Raw genomic sequence first — 17124 nt, forward strand, 5'->3', positions numbered from 1 at the left:
GACGGTGGTGGTGCCCGGGCGCAGCGCAGCCATCTCGCAGGTGTAGCGGCTCGCGAGCACGAGCGGGCGGCGGCGCGCCGCGAGCCACGAGTTGATCGAGCCCGACGCCGACACGTTGCGGTGCGCCGCCACGGGCACGGTCACCCCGACGGCGCGCCTCACCAGCTCGGCGTCGTCGAGGTGGCCGGTCACCTCGAACCCCACGCCGAGGTCGCGGGCCAGGTCGTGCAGGTCGGCGACGTCGCGGTCGTGTCCGTCGGCCACGTCGCCGAGAGCGACCACCCGCGCACCGCGGCCGACCTCCGCGACGGCCCACAGCGCCTCGGCGTGCCCCTTGCCCGGGTAGACGAACCCCAGCAGCGCCACCACCGGGTCGTCCTCGTCCCACCGCGCCGGCAGCGGCACCGGGACGACCGGCAGCGGCACGACGCGGACGGGTGACGACGGCCGCGCGCCGAGCGCGAGCAGCGCGTCCCGCTCGTGCTCGCTGTTGCAGACGACGCCGCGGGCCGCCTCGACGACCCGTCGGTAGACCTCGGCCCGACGCGCGAACCGCGCCGCCCCGTCGGTCGGCTGCGGCACGTCGTGCAGCGTGACGGTGGTCGCCGTCGCCTCGATCACCTCGACGCCGAGGTCGCCCAGCAGCCCGTCGGTCAGGTGCACGTGCAGGCGGGGCCGACCGGCGGGGTCGCGGACGGTCACCGCCCCCACGGCCTCGGCCACCTGGGCGGCGTAGCGCGTCACGCCGTGCCGCTCGGGGCCGAGCAGCAGGTGGTCGGGCGGGGTCATGCGCGTTCGAGCAGCGCGAGGGTCGGGCGGTGCCGCTCGAGCGCCTGCGCGACGACGTCGGGGTGCTCGGCGTACCAGGCCAGGTGGGCGCGCGTGACGTCCTCGTCAGGCACCCCCTGGCCGCCCACGACCCAGTGGTCGGTGGGCTCCACGTCGAGGCCGAACGCGTCGCGCACCGCCGCGAGCCTCGGCGCGTGCAGGTGGTCGAGCAGCGGACGTCCCGGGTCGGCCCACGTCGGGACGAGACCGAGCCGCTCGCGCACGCGGTGCGCCAGCTCGCGCCAGACCGGGTTGCCGGGGTGGTTCAGCGTCCGGGCGTCTGCGAAGGTCGGCCGGTCGATCAGGTCGGACGCCACGACGGTGCCGTGCGCCTCCTCGCGCCGCCGCAGCTCCCCCTGCGACGCGGCCGCGACGGCCAGCACCTGCGACGGGGTCGGCGTCCAGCGCCCCTGGGCGGGGTCCGACGCCGTCAGCACCGTGCGGAGGTCGTGGTACGGCACCACCGGCGGCGACAGCCCCGGCTCGGACGTGGGCCGCACGAGCACGTGCGTCGGGTACAGGCCTGCCACGCGCACCACCGGCACGACGACGGTCGTCGCGCCCGCGGGCAGCGCGGCCACGAGCTGGCCGGTGCCGATCGGCAGTCCGCGGTAGTCGTCCCGCACCGGCTGGGTGACGAGGTGCCGCGTCGCCCCGAGCAGCCGGCGCAGGTGCGGCACGTCGGCGGCGACGAGCTCGTGGACGGGCGGGATCCGCACGGCGCGGACGTCGTCGCCCTGCAGCACGATGCGCAGCGACTCGGCCTGGCAGTTCCCGTGCACCAGCAGCAGGTCGCCCCGGGCCGCGGTGCGCGCGGAGTCGTAGAAGTCGCCGAAGTGCGCGCGCCGTCCCTGGTCGACCTCCACCGCCTCATCCTCGCGGTCCGTCCGGTGTCGCGCCCGACGACGCCGTAGCGTCCGGGGGGTGATCCGCGTCGTGTCCGTCCCGTCCGGCCACCCGTACGTCGCGGCGACCACCGGCCCCGACGTCGAGGTGCTGCCGGACCCGTCGCCGCCGGGCGCCGCGCCGGGGGTCTGGTGGCCACCCGTCGTCTTCGACGCGCGCTGGCTGCGCGACCACGCCGACCGCTTCGACCTCGTGCACGTGCACTTCGGCGTCGAGTCCTTCCCGCTCGACCACGTCGCCGAGGTCGTCGCCACGCTGCGCGACCTCGGGCGGCCGCTGGTCGTCACCGTCCACGACCTCGCCAACCCCCAGCTCGACGACCAGACCCTCCACCTCGCGCGCACCGGCCTGCTCGTCGGGTCCGCCGCCGAGGTCGTCACGCTCACGTCGTCGGCCGCCGAGGAGATCGCGTCACGCTGGGGACGGACGGCGACCGTCCTCCCCCACCCGAGCCTGCTGCCCGACGACGCCCCGCTGCCGGACGTCGTGACGCCCCCGCGCCCGGTCGTGGGCGTCGACCTCAAGGACCTGCGCCCCGACGTCGACGCGGTCGGCGTGCTCGACCTGCTCGCCGGGCTCGACGCGGACGTCGACGTGCGCGTCGCGATGCGCGACAGCACCCGCGACGTGGCCGTCCGCGACGCCGTGCGCGAGCGGTGCGGCGGCGCTCTGCGGCTGACCGAGCGCGGACGCCCCGACGACGCCGAGCTGCACGCCTGGATCAGCGGTCTCGACGTCGCGGTGCTGCCCAACCGGCACGGCACCCACTCGGGGTGGCTCGAGCTCTGCTGGGACCTCGGGGTCGAGGTCGTCGCCCCCGACACCGGCCACTACGCCGGCCAGCACGGCCCGGACGACGGGTGCCGCACCTACGCGGCCGGCGACCGCGCCTCGTTCGCCGAGGCCGTCACCACCGCGGTCGCCCGCGCCACCCGTCCAGGCACCCCCGAGCGGGACGACGTCGTCGCGGCCCGTCGTCGTCGTCGCGCCCGCGAGCGGGACGACGTGCACGCCGCGCTCCGCGAGATCTACGCCCGCGCGCTCGCCGCTCCCCGCCCCGCTCCCCGTTGACTTCCGCCTCGGTCGGCACCTCGGGCCACCGAGAGCCGACTGACGCGGAACTGGACGGTCCGGGGGTGGCCGCGGTCAGCCGTCGGTGGCGCGGCGCTCGGCGTACGACCCGAGGGCGGCGTCGACGCGGGACGTGTCCCAGCCCTCGGTGAGGGCCTGGCGGAGCAGGTCGGTCTGGGCCAGCGGCGTCATGCCACCGACGGGCTGGTCGAGGTCGAGGTTGGTCGGGAACGGGTAGCCCTCGGCGGCGGCCTCGACGGCGTGGTCGACCAGGTCCGCGTCGAGACCGGCGGCCAGGCGCTGGGCGAGCACCGGGTAGACCGCCCTGCTGACGCGGGCACGGTCGACGGCCTCCATCGCGCGACCGAACGCCGACGACACCTGCAGCAGGTTGGCCACGCGCTGCACGTCGGCCGACACGTTCGACCCGGCCCCGTGGAACAGGGCGGGGTTGAAGAACGCGGCGTCGCCCTTGGCCAGCGGCAGCTGCACGTGGTGCTCGGCGAAGTGCGCCTGGAACTCGGGCAGGCGGTAGGCCAGGTAGCCCGGCTCGTACTGGTGCGAGTACGGCAGGTACAGCGTGGGGCCGCTCTCGACGGGCATGTCGGAGTGCGCGACGGCGCCCTGCAGCGTCAGCACCGGCGACATCAGGTGCACGTGCGCGGGGTAGCGCGACGCGACCTCGTTCGACAGGAACCCCAGGTGGTAGTCGCGGTGAGGGTCCTGGGCGACACCACCGGGACGCACCACGTTGACCTGCGAGGTCACCTGGTAGCCCGGTCCGAGCCACGCCCGCGACACCAGGGCCAGCACGTCGTTGGCGTAGTAGTCGACGAACGCCTCGGGGTCGCGGACGGCGAGCTTCTCCAGCGCGTTCCAGACCCGGTCGTTCGCGCCGGGCTTGGCGAAGTGGTCACCGGCCGTCGCGCCGCTCGCGTGCTGGTCGGCGATCATCGCGTCGAACGCGGCGGTGACGCGGTCGACGACGGACAGGTCGGTGAACGCGCCCTTGAGCGCGACGACACCGGGGCCCGACGTGAGCGCGCGGACGAGCTCGTCCTCCACGGCGTCACGCCCGGCCGGCGTCGCGCTCGCGGAGCGCAGGGACGCCGACTCGTAGACGAGGACGTTCTGCTCCACGCGGTCGGCGTGCGGGAAGTCGGCCAGGTCGGTGCGCTGCGCGGTCAGCGCGGCGAAGTCGTCCACGTGGCAGTCGGACTCGGAGAAGCGGGCGCGGCGGGCGCCGTCGAGGGTGGCGGTCATGGGCTCCACGCTAGACCCGCCGCGAGGGGCGATGATGGGCCAGAACACCTCAGAAACACCTCAGGAGAACCCGTGCCGCACCCCTACCGGATCCGCGAGATCGCCGAGCAGTCCGGGCTCAGCCTCGCCACCGTCGACCGGGTCCTGCACGGACGTCCCGGGGTGCGGGCGTCGACGGTCGCCGAGGTGCACCGGGCCATCGCCGACCTGGACCGGCAGTCCACCCAGGTGCGCCTGGCCGGTCGCACCTTCCTGGTCGACCTGGTCATGCACGCGCCCGAGCGGTTCAGCGGCGCCGTCCGCACGGCGCTCGAGGCCGAGCTGCCCGACCTGCGCCCCGCCGCCGTCCGCACCCGGTTCCACCTGCGCGAGGCGGCACGCCCCGACGACCTCGCCGCCACCCTCGACCGCATCGGGTCGCGGGGGTCGCACGGCGTCCTGCTCAAGGCGCCCGACCACCCCGCCGTCGCGGACGCGGTCGGCCGCCTCGCCGACCGGGGCGTCCCCGTCGTCACGCTCGTGACCGACCTGCCGACCAGCCGCCGCCTGGCCTCCGTCGGCATCGACGACCGCGCCGCCGGAGCCACCGCCGCCTATCTGCTGACGCAGTGGGGCGGCGACGGAAGCGTGCTCGTCACGCTCAGCAGCAGCGCGTTCCGCGGCGAGGGCGAGCGGGAGGCCGGGTTCCGCGCCGCCCTGGACGAGATGGCACCGGGCCGCCCGGTGCGCGCCGTCACCGAGACCGACGGGCTGGACGCCACCATGCTGCGCGAGGTCGCGCGAGCCCTCGACGACGACCCGCGGATCGACGCTGTCTACTCGATCGGCGGCGGCAACGTCGCCACGCTGCGGGCGTTCGCCGACGCCGGACGCACCTGCCGAGCCTTCGTCGCGCACGACCTCGACGCCGACAACACCCGGCTGCTCCGGGAGCGCCGGGTCTCCGCGGTGCTCCACCACGACCTGCGCCGCGACGTGCGCCGCGCGTGCCGGATGGTCATGCAGGCCCACGGCGCGCTGCCCGGAGTCCCCTCGTCGGTGCCGTCCGCCGTCCAGGTCGTCACGCCGTTCAACGAACCGCCCGCGGTCTTCGCGTCCAGGTGACCTGGCCCACCACACGTCTGGGTGAGGCAGGCCCACGTCCTCTCCTCCACGTGGATGACCTGACATACGCACGTGTCCAGATGGCGAGACCGCTCAAAAGTCATTCAGACCAAAAATCCCGGCGCAGGCCTCCAACGGCGGCGTTCCGTGCGCCCGAGTGACCCCGTTCACGACCCGTTCACGAGGTCCCGACCGAACCGCTCCGAAGACCCGGTGACACCACGAGCACCACCCACCACCGTCTCCCCGGAGGACGTCCATCGTGACCCCACACCAGCAGCCCGGCGCCCCAGCGCACCGGACGCCGTCGTGGCCGACGAGAGTCGCCGCCGCGTTGCTCCTCGCCCTCGGCCTCGCCGTCACGGCCCCGCTCGCCGCGCAGGCCGCCCCCGTGGCCGCCGTCGCGCAGGCGGTCGCGCCGTCCGACGCCGGCGACCCGATCCTCCCCGGCGGCGGCACGTCGAGCGACCCGCTCACCGGCTCCACCGGTGGCGGCGACGCCCAGGGTCAGGTGGCCCCGGCCCCGCAGGCACCCGCGCAGCCCTCGGCCGCACCGACGTCGGCGTTCGGGTGGGTGGCCGTCGGCCTGCTGGTCGGGATCTCGCTGCTCCTCACCGTCATCGCGTTCACGACACTGTGGTGGATGCTCCACGCCTGGAGCACCCCGGACCGCCTGCAGTCCACGCGGTTCAGCCGTCGCGTCTCGCCCGACGACCTGCCGCGGATGAGCCTGCTGGTGCCGGCCCGCCACGAGGAGGCCGTGCTCGGCCACACCCTCGACCGGCTCGCGGCCACCAGCTACGAGGACGTCGAGATCCTCGCGATCATCGGTCACGACGACCCCGGCACCGAGGACGTCGCCCGCGCCGCCGCGCGGCGCCACCCGGGCCGCGTGCGCGTCGTCATCGACCACAGCGTCCCCAAGAACAAGCCCAAGGCCCTCAACACCGCGCTCGCCGAGGTCACCGGCGACATCGTCGGCGTGATGGACGCCGAGGACGAGGTGCACCCCGAGCTGCTCGCGAACATCGCCGGCCGCTTCGCCGAGACCCAGGCCGACGTCGTGCAGGGCGGCGTCCAGCTGATGAACTTCGACAGCACCTGGTGGTCGCTGCGCAACGTGCTCGAGTACTACTTCTGGTTCCGCAGCCGCCTGCACTTCCACGCCGGCCAGCGCTTCATCCCGCTCGGCGGCAACACCGTCTTCGCCAAGACCGACCTGCTCCGCGAGGTCGACGGCTGGGACCCCGAGTGCCTCGCCGAGGACTGCGAGATCGGCGTCCGGCTCTCGACGCGCGGCGCCACCGTCGCCGTCGCCTACGACCCCGAGCTCGTCACCCGCGAGGAGACGCCCGGCAGCCTGACGTCGCTGCTCAAGCAGCGCACCCGGTGGAACCAGGGCTTCCTCCAGGTGCTCGGCAAGGGCATCTGGAAGCAGCTGCCCACGCGCCGCCAGCGCCTGCTGGCCCGCTACACGCTGTCGATGCCGTTCCTGCAGGCCGTGACCGGCGTGATGATCCCGATCTCGGTCGCCCTGGTGCTGTTCGCCAAGGTGCCCGTCTGGGTCACCCTCATCACCTTCCTGCCGATCGTGCCGACCATCGTCACCGTCGTCGTCGAGGCCGCCGGGCTCAACGAGTTCGCCAAGGCCTACGACGTCAAGGTGCGCCTGCGCGACTACGTCAAGCTCGTGCTCGGCACCATCCCGTACCAGGTGTTCCTCGCCGCAGCAGCCGTCCGCGCCGTCGTGCGCCAGGCCCGCGGTGACGGCAGCTGGGAGAAGACCGAGCACACCGGCGCCCACATCGGTGCGACCGACGCCCCCGCCATCGCTGCCCGAGAGGAGCTGGCTGCCTGATGACCGATCTCCTGACGCGTCCCGCCACCGGCGACGCCACCCCCGAGCCCACCGGTCCCCGCCGCCCGTCGCGCCTGCGTCGTGCACCGCACGCCCTGCGCGCGTGGGCCGGACGTCACCGCAAGGAGCTGTACTGGCTCGTCCCGCTGACGGTCCTCGGCGTCCTCGTGCAGGCCGTCGGCATGTACGGCGCGCCGCAGCGCATCGACGACGAGGGCACCTACGTCGCCCAGGCCTGGGCCGTGCTCAACCTCGGCGAGCTCGCGCACTACACGTACTGGTACGACCACCCGCCGCTCGGCTGGCTGCAGCTCGCCGGCTTCGCGGCGCTGACCGGCGGCTTCGGCCGCGGTGCGAGCGCCATCGAGGTCGGTCGCGACTTCACGCTGGTCGCCCAGATGATCAGCATCATCCTGCTCTGGACGCTCGCCCGTCGCCTGCGGATGCCCCGCTGGGCCGCGGGCCTGGCCGTCGCGATCTTCGCGCTGTCGCCGCTCGCCGTGCAGTTCCACCGCGCGGTCTACCTCGACAACGTCGCGACCCCGTGGATCCTGGCGGCGTTCGTGCTGGCGCTCAGCCCGCGCAAGAACCTCGGCGCGGCTGCTGCAGCCGGCGTCTGCTTCGGCATCGCGTGCCTCACCAAGGAGACGTCGCTGCTGCTGCTCCCGCCGCTCGCGTGGCTGATGTGGCGCAACGCGCACGTCTCGACGCGTCGCTACACCGTCGCCGTCGCGGCCTCGCTCTTCACGCTCGTCGGCGTCTTCTACATGATCTTCGCGGCCATCCGCGGGGAGCTCTTCCCCGGCCCGGACCACACCTCCCTGTGGGACGGCGTGATGTTCCAGCTCGGCGGCCGCGACACGTCCGGCAACCCGTTCTCGGACGGCACGCTGGGCAACCGGACGCTCGACATCTGGATGCAGCTCGACCCGGTGCTGCCGGTCGTCTCGGTCGTCGCCGCCGTGGGCGCGCTGCTCGTCAAGCGCATCCGCCCGCTCGCGGTGGGCTACCTGCTGCTCCTCGTGATGATCCTGCGTCCCGGCGGCTACCTGCCCGTCCCCTACGCGATCCTGCTGCTGCCGTTCGCGGCACTGCTCGTCGCGGGCGTCGTGCACGCCGCCTGGAGGGCCCGCCCCCAGCGGGTCGACCGCCGCGTCACCCGCAGCGCCACCGCCGTCGTGGGCACCGCGCTCGTCGTGGTCTCGGCGATGTTCTGGGGCCCGCAGCTGCGCGGCCTCTGGCTCGCCCCGCTCGACGCGCCGATGGCCGACGCCACCAGCTGGATCGAGACCAACGTGCCCACCGACCAGCGCATCCTCACCGACGACGCCCTCTGGGTGGACCTCGTCTCCGAGGGACGCGACCGGAACGACGTCGTCTGGTACTACAAGCCCGACACCGACTCGGCCGTCCAGTCCGGGTGGCAGGGGTACGACTACGTGGTCTCCACCGACTCGGTGCGTGCCGACCCCGAGGCGTTCCCGACCCTGGACGGCGCGCTGAAGAACTCGGTGCCCGTCGCCAGCTTCGGCAGCGGCACCCAGCTCGTCGAGGTCCGCCGCGTGCAGGCCGGTGCCAACGACGCCGACGCGCTCACCGCGTCGGCCGAGGCCCGGGCCACCGCCGGTGCGGCCCTGGCGCGCAACCCCTCCATCGAGCTCTCGGACCAGGCCCGCCAGCAGCTCCAGGACGGTCGCGTCAGCGGCGGCCTGGTGGCGATCCTCGCGACGGTCGCCCAGCGTGGCCCGATCGGCATCGACGCGTTCGTCAGCCAGCCCGGTGAGGACGCGGCGAACCAGCCGCTCCGCTCGGCCGAGCTGGTCGACGCCGACGGCACCCCGCTCGACGGGGACCGGGCGACTGCGATCGAGACCCTCGTGGCCGGCCAGCCCGCACCGTTCGACGCCAGCGTCGACCGGTCCGGCTCCGGCTCGGTCGAGCTGATCGCCCCGATGCCCCGATGACCCGCACGACGAACCCGACCCGTTCGACCCCGATCTCCCGAGGAGACCTGATGACGAACCACCGCACCACGCGCCGGGCACCCGCCCGCCGCACGCTCGCCCTGCTGCTCACCGCCCTGCTCGCCGGTGGTGCGGCCCTCGCCGCGCCCACCGCAGCCCAGGCCGACGCGCCGGCCAAGGTCGCCACCGAGACCTCCTGGGTCCGCGCCGGCCACCTGGTGCCCGGCATGGCCGGTGTCCAGGTCGACCTCACCCCGATCGACGGCGGCGCGTCCGGCGAGGCGTCCGGGTCCGACGAGGCCCCCGCCGCGCCCGACGAGAACGGCGTCAAGGTGATCGCCGGGGACGTCGAGTACGGCACCATCGGCGACTACATGCAGGTGCCGTCGGGCCCCTACACCGTCTCGGTCCGCACCCCCGGCTCGAGCATGTCCGACACCCCGCTGCTGTCGGCCACCATCGACGCCAAGCCCGGCGCCGGCTACACGATCGCCGGCCTCGGCACGAAGACCGAGCCCCAGGTCAAGGTGCTCGACGACGACCTGACGCCCCCCGCGCAGGGCTCGGCCCGCGTCCGCCTGATCAACGCCACCGCCGACGTCGGCTCGCTCGACGTCTCGGTGAACGGCGGCGGGCTGCTCGCCCAGGACGCCCAGCGCGGCGTCCCCACCGGCTACGCCGAGGTGCCCGCCGGTGACTGGACCCTCGACGTCACCGCCAAGGCCGACGGCCAGCCCGTGAAGAGCGACGTCACCGTCGACTCCGCCGCGGTCTACACCCTGGTCGTCACCGGCACGAGCGCCGACAAGCTCAGCGTCTCGCCGGTCGTCGACGCGAGCGGCACCGCCACGATGCCCAGGAAGGCGCCCGAGACCGGACGCCCGGGCACCGCGGAGTCGACCTCGACGCTGACCCCGGTCGCGCTGTCGCTGGGCGTGGTCGCGATCCTCGGCCTCGGTGGCCTGGCCGCGGCTCGTCGCCGCGCCACCCGATGACCCTGGGGACCCGCGCCCGCCGTTCCATCCTGCTGGGCACGGGGGTGCTCGCGATCGTGGTCGCGGTGCTCGTGGGCCTGGCCCTGCGCGACACCGGCAGCCCCACGCCCGGTGCGACGAGCGGCGGCGAGGTGGCGCGCGTCGACGACGCCGACCCCTCGGCGTCGTTCCTGAAGACGTACGTCGACCCCGACGGACGCGTCGTCCGGCGCGACCAGGGCGACGACACCGTCAGCGAGGGCCAGGCCTACGGGATGCTCGTGGCCGCCGGCAGCGGCGACCGTGACGCGTTCGACCGGATCTGGACCTGGACGCAGCAGAACGTGCTGCGCCCCGACGGCCTGATCGCCTGGCGCTGGGCCGACGGCGCCGTCGCCGACGACAGCTCGGCCTCGGACGCCGACCTCGACGCCGCCCACGCGCTCGTCGCGGCCGGCCGGGAGTTCGACGAGCCGCGCTGGACCGCCGACGGCGTCGCGATGGGCCAGGCGGTCCTCGACGTCGAGACCAAGGACAGCGCGATCGGCCGCGTGATGACCGCGGGCTCGTGGGACCAGACCGCGCCCTACAGCCTGAACCCGTCGTACACCTCGCAGCTGGCGATCGCGCGGCTCGACGCGGCTCGGCCCGACCCGCGCTGGGACGAGCTGGCCGCCGGCCAGCGGGCCCTGCTCGACGGGCTCGACACCGACCTGCCGCCGGACTGGGTGAAGATCGAGGACGACGGACGGCTCGCGCCGCTCCCGCCGCCCGCCACCCGCTCCAACGGCTCGCGAGTGGAGTTCGGCCTGGACGCCGTGCGCACCCCCATCCGCGAGGCGACGGCCTGCGAGCCGCAGGACGTCACCCGCGCCGCCGACTGGGCGCCGCTGCTCGTCAAGGACCCCGCCGACGTGCGAGGCACCTACGACCTCGGCGGCAGCCCGACCGTCGAGTGGCAGCACCCCGTCGCCCTCGCGGCCGCCGCCTCGTCGGCCGCCGCCGACGGCGACGCCACCGCGGAGCAGGCGCTGATGGAGCGGGCCGTCGAGCTCGACGCCGAACAACCCACGTACTACGGCTCGGCCTGGGTGGCCCTCACCTCCGAGCTGCTGCAGGACGACAACCCGCTCGGCTGCGACGCAGCCGGCACAGGAGGACGGTCATGAAGGCTCTCATCGTGGTCCCCACGTACGACGAGGCGGAGAACATCACCACGCTGCTCGACCGCGTGATGGAGGCCGAGCCGCGCGCCGACGTGCTCGTCGTCGACGACGGCAGCCCCGACGGCACCGCCGACCTCGTGCAGGCCTGGGCCGAGGACGAGCCGCGCGTGCACCTGCTGCGCCGCACCGGCAAGGGCGGCCTCGGCAGCGCGTACCGCGCCGGGTTCGCCTGGGGCCGCGACGCCGGCTACGACGTGCTCGTCGAGATGGACGCCGACCTGTCGCACCCCGCCGACCGCCTGCCCGCGATGCTCGACGGCACCCGCGGCGCGGACGTCGTCATCGGCTCGCGCTACGTGAAGGGCGGGGCGACGGTCAACTGGCCCGCCTCGCGGCAGCTGATCTCGCGCGCCGGAAACACGTACGTCCGACTCGCGCTGGGTCTCGGCGTCTCCGACGCCACCGCGGGCTTCCGCGCCTACCGGCTGTCGGCCCTGGAGAAGATGGGCGTCTGGGACCTCACGTCGGACGGCTACTGCTTCCAGGTCGAGGGCACCCACCGCGCCGTCCGCGCCGGGCTGAAGGTGCGCGAGGTGCCGATCACGTTCACCGAGCGCGAGCACGGCACGTCCAAGATGTCGCGCGCGATCGTCGTCGAGGCGCTGTGGAAGACCACGCTCTGGGGCCTGCGCGACCTCGTGCGTCGATCGACCCCGCAGCGTCGCGGTGCGAGCGTCCCGCGCCGGCTCACCGCGGGCGCCGTCCTCGCCCTCGTCACCGGCATGCTGGTGTGGGGCGTCGCCAGCGCGTCCACGTCGCCGTCGACCACCTCGGACGGCAGCACGTCCACGGGCTCGGCGCCGAGCAACCCCGGAAGTGCCGAGGCCGACACCGCTCCGGTGCCCGTCGAGGCCGAGGCGGGTGCACCGCAGCGGATCTCGATCCCGTCGATCGGTGTCGACTCCGACCTGCTCGACCTCGGCCTGGACGCCAAGGGCGAGCTCGAGGTGCCCACGCCCGCCCAGGCGGGATCGGCCGGCTGGTACTCCGGCGGCCCGGCACCGGGCGACCCCGGCCCGTCGGTGGTCGTCGGTCACGTCGACTCCGTGAACGGCCCGGCGGTCTTCGCCGACCTCGGCGACCTGGAGGCCGGCCAGGAGATCGACGTGACGCGCGCCGGCGGCGTCGTCGAGAGGTTCGCCGTGCGAAGCGTGACCGAGGTGGAGAAGAAGGAGTTCCCCACCGACCAGGTCTACGGCCCCACCCCGGGCCCCGAGCTCCGCATCATCACCTGCGGCGGCGAGTACGACCAGGAGCAGGGCTGGAAGGGCAACGTGCTCGTCTTCGCCACCCCCGTCTGACCCCCTTTCTCGAGGAAGGCACCACCACCATGCCCGTCACCGGCACCCGCTGGACCGACCTGCGCCACCGCGCCCACCGCCTCGCGCGCGAGGTCGCGCTGTTCGGCATGGTCGGCGGGCTGGGCTTCGTCACCGACGTCGGCCTGTTCAACGTCCTGCGCTCGGGCGAGGGCGCCCTGCTGGCCGACAAGCCGCTCACGGCCAAGGTCGTCTCGGTGGTCGTGGCCACGGTCGTCACCTACGTGGGCAACCGCCAGCTCACCTGGCGCCACCGCCCGCGGGGCGACCGTCGGCGCGAGCTGGTGCTGTTCTTCGTCTTCAACGGCATCGGCCTGGCCATCTCGGTCGGTGCGCTCGCCGTCTCGCACTACCTGCTCGGCCTCACCAGCCCGCTGGCCGACAACATCGCCGCCAACGGCGTCGGGCTCGTGCTCGGCACCCTGTTCCGGTTCTGGGCCTACCGCACGTTCGTGTTCCCGCCCGGGGAGGTCGCCGACGAGGACGGCCCCCGGCAGGTCGAGGAGGACGTCGTCCTCCCCCGCGCCGCCTGACCGCCGGCCGGCGACGGCACGCGAGGCGTCAGGCGCTGTCGCGAAGACGCACGCGGGAGCGTCCGCGGCGGGCGGCCTCGCGCTCGGAGGCGGTCATGCCGCCCCACACGCCGAACGGCTCGCGCACCCTCATCGCGTGCTCCAGGCACTGCTCGATCACCGGGCACGTGGCACAGACCGCCTTGGCGGCGTCCTCGCGCGCGTCCCGCTTGGGGCCACGCTCGGTCGCCGGGGCGAAGAAGCATGCCGAGTCCATGCCCGAGCAGGCGGCCTCGTACTGCCATTCCCAGTTCTCCTGCAACGGCAGGGGAAGTCGTTCCACGGTCATCGGTCCACCTCCACTCGCATGTCGTCGAGTAGATCAGACCTACGAGCCAAAGCACGAGAATGTGCGTAGAATTCGAGGCTCGACGACCGACAGGACCTCACGGCCATGACCGAGCCCTCGCAGCAGCCTCCCGACGACGTGATCTCGCTGGGCCAGCTCAGCAAGCTGCTCGGCGTCCCGTCCACGACCTTGAGGTCGTGGGAGGACCGCCACGGGGTCGGCGCCACGGTGCGCACCGACGGTGGGCACCGTCGTTACACGCCCGCGGACGTCGGCCGTCTCACCAGGATGAAGGCGTTCGTCGACGACGGCACGTCGCCCGCCGCGGCGGCCCGCATCGTCCTGGCCACCGGGTCGTCGTCCCCCGACCTCGAGCACGCCGGCGACCTGTCGCCCGAGGTGTTCCCCGCGGTCATGGTGGCGGCGGCCGAGAAGCTGGACGTCGCCGCGTGCCGCACCCTGATCCGTCGCGCGCTCTCGCGCCTCGGCGTCGTGCGCGGGTGGACCGAGCTGATCGTGCCCGCCCTGGACGCGATCGGGCGCGAGTGGTCGGCCGGGAGGCTCGGCATCGAGTCCGAGCACATGGTGAGCCACGTGCTCGCCGCCGAGCTGCGTCGCATCGCGGTGACCGCCCGGCGCGGTCGCGCCCGGACCAAGGTGGTGCTGGCCACCGCCCCGCCCGACCAGCACTCGCTCCCGCTGCTGGCGCTCGAGGCCGCGCTCGCCACGCACGACGTCGAGGTGCACGTCCTGGGCGCCCAGCTGCCCACGCCCGCGCTCGTCGGTGCCATCGGCACCCTGCGACCCGCCGCGCTGTTCCTGTGGTCGTCGCTCGGTGCGGACGAGTCGTGCGTCAAGGCCGTCAAGCAGGAGCACCCCCGCACCCGCATCGTCCTCGGCGGCCCCGGCTGGCGGTCCCGCACCGACGCCGCCGTCGGCGACCTGCAGCAGGCCGTCGAGCGCCTCACCCAGTCGGCGTCGCGCTAGCCGGAGGTCAGGCGGTGCAGACCGCCCAGCCGTGCGGCGGCAGGCGGAGCGATCCGTCGGCCAGCGCGCCGGCACCGACCTCGACGCGCGCCGCGTCGGCCACCGGCAGGTCGACCGGCTCGTCGAGCAGGCTGAGGGCGACCACCACGGCCTCGTCGTCGCGGCCGATCCGGAGCACGAGCGAGCCGTTCTCCAGGTGCAGGACGTCGGCGCGGGCCGTCCGCAGCCACGGGTGGCGCCGGCGGAACCCGAGCAGCGAGCGGTAGAGCTCGAGCACCTCGGCGCCCGAGCCGTCGAGGTCGTCCGGTGACGCCGGCATCTCCGGACGGACGGCGTCGTCGCCCCCCAGACGGTCCTGCTTGACCGCCTCGAGGCCCAGCTCGTCGCCGGCGTAGACCGACGGGGTGCCGGCCAGGGTGGCGAGCAGCGCGACGGCGTGCGGCAGGTGGCGCCGGTCGCCGACGGCGGTCGCGATGCGGGTGGTGTCGTGGTTGCCGAGGAACGTCATCGGGACGAAGGTCTCGAGCAGCTCCTGGTGCCGCCCGAGGGCGTGGGCGAGCTCGAAGAAGTTGCCCTCGGCGATGCCGTGCCAGATGCCCTGCCAGAGCTCGTACTGCGTGACCGAGTCGAGGCCGGACTCGGCGACGATCGCCGCGTAGTCGCCGTGGATGACCTCGCCGAACACGAGGACGCCGGGGTGCGCCTCGCGCACCCGTGGCAGCACGCGCGCCCAGAACGCCGGCGGGACGGCGTAGGCGGCGTCGAGCCGCCACCCGTCGGCGCCGCGGTCGAGCCAGTGCACCATCACCTCGACGACCAGGTCGACCACCGCGTCGGAGCCGTGGTCGAGCTCGACGAGCGCGTCGTGGCCCTCGAAGACCCCCACGTGGGCGGGGTCGCCCCCGAACCACGTCGCCTGAGGCGCGTCCGGGCCCTGCGCGAGCAGGGCCTGGAAGGCCGGGTGCTCGCGACCGACGTGGTTGAACACGCCGTCCAGCACCAGCGACAGGCCCCGGTCGTGGGCGGCCACGACGAGCGCGTCGAAGTCCGCGTCGTCACCGAGCCGGGGGTCGATGCGCAGGTGGTCGACGGTGTCGTAGCCGTGGGTGGACGAGGCGAAGACCGGACCCAGCGCCAGCACCGAGGCGCCGAGCGAGACGGCGTGGTCGAGCCAGCCCACCAGCCGCGGGAGCCGGTGCTCGACGTGGACCTGCGGCGCCTCGGGACGGATCGGCGCGCCGACGAAGCCCAACGGGTAGACGTGCCAGACGATCGCGTGCTCGACCCAGGGCTCCACCACCTGCTCGGACGAGGGCGTCACCCGTCGGCGGACCCGTCGAGCACCCGTCGGGCGGTGCGAACGAGCGACCCGCCGTCGCGCTCGCTCCGCTCGACGAGGAGGTCGAACGCGGTCGCGACGTCCACGCCCTCCAGCTGGGCGATCAGGCCCTTGGCGCGCTCGATCGGCACCCGGCTCTCGAGCGCGGTCTCGAGACGGTCGGCGACGACGTCCGACCCGGTCGGGGCCGAGCTCTGCATGAGCGCGATCGTGGCGACGTCCGCGAAGGCCTGCACGGTCGCCGCGGCCTCGGACGTCGCGGGCTCGGGTCCCCAGAAGACGCTCAGCGACCCGAGCGCGTGCCCCCGCCACCGCATCGGGGCGGCGTGGAGCCCGACGACCCCGATCCGGCGCATGGCGACACCGAGCGGGGCCCAGGTGCGATCCACCTCCTCGGTCGCGAGGTCGACGAACGAGCCGGTCACCGTCGCCGTCACCGACGGCCCCGACTGCGCGTACGCCTCGAGCATCTCCAGCTCGTCCGCGACGTGGCTGGTCGAGGCGAGCAGCTCGAGCGCCCGGTCGCCGACCCGCACCAGGACGGCCGCCGAGCACGCCCCGAGGAGACGGGCGCAGTCGGCGAGGAGGACGTGCACCGTGCTGACGGAGTCGACGCCGGCCGAGATGGCCGCCGACGCCCTCGCCAGGGTCTGCGTCGTGCTGCTGGAACCCATCAGTCGCCTTCCACGCGATAGTCCGAGAAGTTGATCCGTCGGTCGACGACGCTCCGAGCGACGGCATCCATGGTGGTGCTCGTGGCGTAAGCATGCGCCCGCAGGAGCGCCACCGCATCGTCGGGTGACACGCCGACCTGCCCCATCACCATCCCGGTGGCCTGGTGCACCACCGCCCGGGACCTCCACGGCGCGCCGGCGTCGACGGGCGCCGGTGTGTCGGCGACGTCGGCGAGCGCGACCCCCACCGCGTTGCCGAGGAACCGCGCCTCGTCGGCCAGGACGTCCAGGCCCGACGCGCGACGGTAGAAGGTCGCGACGCCGTCGATCCGCGAGACCGGTCGGACGGGGACGAGCAGCAGGTGGAGGGGGCCGAGGCGCTCGCGCGCCGCCAGGACGAAGTCCGGCCACCGCGGCTCCTCCACGGCGCCCACCGTGCAGCTGACGACCTCGCCGGTCGCCGCCGCGTCCACCCCGGGACCGCGCCCCACGACCTCCTCGAGGTCGACGACCGCCGACACCACCTCGTCGCTGGCCCCGGCGACCATCCGGTGGGTGGACAGGTACGACAACGTCAGCGCGGCCCCGTCCGCCCCGAGCACGGTCGCCATCGCCTGGCAGAGCCGCCACGGGTGCGGGCGTCGGGGGTCCAGACGGGCCAGCTGCTCGGCCAGCTGGGACAGCAGCTCGACGTCGCGCTCGCGCGGCGCGTCAGCCATCGTCGGTCCCGGTCACCGCCCCATCATGCTG

16 protein-coding genes are annotated in these 17124 nt (G+C 74.3%); 9 read left to right on the forward strand and 7 right to left on the reverse strand.

Features of this window, described 5'->3' with window-relative positions; all coding sequences use genetic code 11:
• Positions 1-789 (reverse strand): glycosyltransferase family protein (locus ACI6PP_RS14285; RefSeq protein ID WP_421112269.1); only part of this gene is annotated, 789 nt, incomplete at its 3' end.
• Entirely contained in the window at positions 786-1694 is a 909-nt protein-coding gene (locus tag ACI6PP_RS14290; RefSeq protein ID WP_421112270.1) for a WcbI family polysaccharide biosynthesis putative acetyltransferase, read from the reverse strand. The genes ACI6PP_RS14290 and ACI6PP_RS14285, both read right to left, overlap by 4 nt.
• A gap of 58 nt (positions 1695-1752) precedes the next feature.
• Between ACI6PP_RS14290 and ACI6PP_RS14295 the strand changes: the two genes are divergently transcribed.
• Positions 1753-2805 (forward strand): glycosyltransferase, encoded by a 1053-nt coding sequence (locus ACI6PP_RS14295; protein ID WP_421112271.1) that lies wholly within the window; start codon positions 1753-1755, stop codon positions 2803-2805.
• A 75-nt stretch (positions 2806-2880) separates the two neighbouring features.
• On the opposite strand, the gene ACI6PP_RS14300 is transcribed toward ACI6PP_RS14295, so the two are convergent.
• The gene (locus ACI6PP_RS14300) at positions 2881-4068 is read right to left on the reverse strand and encodes a phytanoyl-CoA dioxygenase family protein (protein ID WP_421112272.1); all 1188 of its coding nucleotides are present in this window, start codon (positions 4066-4068) and stop codon (positions 2881-2883) included.
• Positions 4069-4140: 72 nt separating this feature from the next.
• Here ACI6PP_RS14300 and ACI6PP_RS14305 point away from each other — a divergent pair, with 72 nt between their 5' ends.
• The 7 genes from ACI6PP_RS14305 to ACI6PP_RS14335 all read left to right on the forward strand — a co-directional run bounded on the left by ACI6PP_RS14305 (position 4141) and on the right by ACI6PP_RS14335 (position 13046).
• Positions 4141-5172, forward strand: a complete 1032-nt coding sequence (locus ACI6PP_RS14305) for a LacI family DNA-binding transcriptional regulator (protein WP_421112273.1) — start codon at positions 4141-4143, stop codon at positions 5170-5172.
• Positions 5173-5434: 262 nt separating this feature from the next.
• On the forward strand, positions 5435-7030 hold the full coding sequence (locus ACI6PP_RS14310) for a glycosyltransferase (RefSeq protein ID WP_421112274.1): 1596 nt from the start codon (positions 5435-5437) through the stop codon (positions 7028-7030).
• Positions 7030-8994 (forward strand): ArnT family glycosyltransferase, encoded by a 1965-nt coding sequence (locus ACI6PP_RS14315; RefSeq protein WP_421112275.1) that lies wholly within the window; start codon positions 7030-7032, stop codon positions 8992-8994. The genes ACI6PP_RS14310 and ACI6PP_RS14315 overlap by 1 nt, the downstream gene beginning before the upstream one ends.
• A 50-nt stretch (positions 8995-9044) precedes the next feature.
• Positions 9045-9989 (forward strand): DUF4397 domain-containing protein, encoded by a 945-nt coding sequence (locus ACI6PP_RS14320; RefSeq protein ID WP_421112276.1) that lies wholly within the window; start codon positions 9045-9047, stop codon positions 9987-9989.
• On the forward strand, positions 9986-11137 hold the full coding sequence (locus ACI6PP_RS14325) for a glycosyl hydrolase family 8 (protein ID WP_421112277.1): 1152 nt from the start codon (positions 9986-9988) through the stop codon (positions 11135-11137). Before ACI6PP_RS14320 ends, ACI6PP_RS14325 begins: the two co-directional genes overlap by 4 nt.
• On the forward strand, positions 11134-12495 hold the full coding sequence (locus ACI6PP_RS14330; protein ID WP_421112278.1) for a class F sortase: 1362 nt from the start codon (positions 11134-11136) through the stop codon (positions 12493-12495). Before ACI6PP_RS14325 ends, ACI6PP_RS14330 begins: the two co-directional genes overlap by 4 nt.
• Positions 12496-12524: 29 nt before the next feature.
• Positions 12525-13046, forward strand: a complete 522-nt coding sequence (locus ACI6PP_RS14335) for a GtrA family protein (RefSeq protein ID WP_421112279.1) — start codon at positions 12525-12527, stop codon at positions 13044-13046.
• A 28-nt stretch (positions 13047-13074) separates the two neighbouring features.
• Here ACI6PP_RS14335 and ACI6PP_RS14340 read toward each other — a convergent pair whose 3' ends face one another.
• Complete coding sequence (locus tag ACI6PP_RS14340; protein WP_421112280.1) at positions 13075-13374, reverse strand: WhiB family transcriptional regulator; 300 nt, start codon at positions 13372-13374, stop codon at positions 13075-13077.
• 105 nt (positions 13375-13479) lie between these two features.
• Here ACI6PP_RS14340 and ACI6PP_RS14345 point away from each other — a divergent pair, with 105 nt between their 5' ends.
• Positions 13480-14361: a MerR family transcriptional regulator gene (locus ACI6PP_RS14345; RefSeq protein ID WP_421112281.1), complete on the forward strand. Its 882-nt coding sequence runs from the start codon at positions 13480-13482 to the stop codon at positions 14359-14361.
• A 7-nt stretch (positions 14362-14368) separates the two neighbouring features.
• On the opposite strand, the gene ACI6PP_RS14350 is transcribed toward ACI6PP_RS14345, so the two are convergent.
• Genes ACI6PP_RS14350 through ACI6PP_RS14360 form a run of 3 tightly spaced genes read right to left on the reverse strand, consistent with a single transcriptional unit; the run spans position 14369 to position 17093 of the window.
• Positions 14369-15682 carry an alpha-amylase family glycosyl hydrolase gene (locus tag ACI6PP_RS14350; RefSeq protein ID WP_421112282.1) on the reverse strand — a complete coding sequence of 438 codons (1314 nt, stop codon included), beginning with the start codon at positions 15680-15682 and terminating at the stop codon, positions 14369-14371.
• Positions 15679-16374 carry a GAF and ANTAR domain-containing protein gene (locus tag ACI6PP_RS14355; RefSeq protein ID WP_421112283.1) on the reverse strand — a complete coding sequence of 232 codons (696 nt, stop codon included), beginning with the start codon at positions 16372-16374 and terminating at the stop codon, positions 15679-15681. The genes ACI6PP_RS14350 and ACI6PP_RS14355 overlap by 4 nt, the downstream gene beginning before the upstream one ends.
• The gene (locus ACI6PP_RS14360; protein WP_421112284.1) at positions 16374-17093 is read right to left on the reverse strand and encodes an ANTAR domain-containing protein; all 720 of its coding nucleotides are present in this window, start codon (positions 17091-17093) and stop codon (positions 16374-16376) included. The genes ACI6PP_RS14355 and ACI6PP_RS14360 overlap by 1 nt, the downstream gene beginning before the upstream one ends.
• Between the last annotated feature and the right edge of the window lie 31 nt (positions 17094-17124).

It is taken from the genome of Solicola agrisoli, assembly GCF_049059935.1.
Classification (GTDB): domain Bacteria; phylum Actinomycetota; class Actinomycetes; order Propionibacteriales; family Nocardioidaceae; genus JAURVT01.

Bases quoted from the DNA above. Each gene is read 5' to 3' on its own strand.
- ACI6PP_RS14335 (WP_421112279.1), top strand. From the start codon at position 12,525: ATGCCCGTCACCGGCACCCGCTGGACCGACCTGCGCCACCGCGCCCAC.
- ACI6PP_RS14360 (WP_421112284.1), bottom strand. From the start codon at position 17,093: ATGGCTGACGCGCCGCGCGAGCGCGACGTCGAGCTGCTGTCCCAGCTG.
- ACI6PP_RS14330 (WP_421112278.1), top strand. From the start codon at position 11,134: ATGAAGGCTCTCATCGTGGTCCCCACGTACGACGAGGCGGAGAACATC.
- ACI6PP_RS14320 (WP_421112276.1), top strand. From the start codon at position 9,045: ATGACGAACCACCGCACCACGCGCCGGGCACCCGCCCGCCGCACGCTC.
- ACI6PP_RS14345 (WP_421112281.1), top strand. From the start codon at position 13,480: ATGACCGAGCCCTCGCAGCAGCCTCCCGACGACGTGATCTCGCTGGGC.
- ACI6PP_RS14315 (WP_421112275.1), top strand. From the start codon at position 7,030: ATGACCGATCTCCTGACGCGTCCCGCCACCGGCGACGCCACCCCCGAG.
- ACI6PP_RS14300 (WP_421112272.1), bottom strand. From the start codon at position 4,068: ATGACCGCCACCCTCGACGGCGCCCGCCGCGCCCGCTTCTCCGAGTCC.
- ACI6PP_RS14325 (WP_421112277.1), top strand. From the start codon at position 9,986: ATGACCCTGGGGACCCGCGCCCGCCGTTCCATCCTGCTGGGCACGGGG.
- ACI6PP_RS14355 (WP_421112283.1), bottom strand. From the start codon at position 16,374: ATGGGTTCCAGCAGCACGACGCAGACCCTGGCGAGGGCGTCGGCGGCC.
- ACI6PP_RS14340 (WP_421112280.1), bottom strand. From the start codon at position 13,374: ATGACCGTGGAACGACTTCCCCTGCCGTTGCAGGAGAACTGGGAATGG.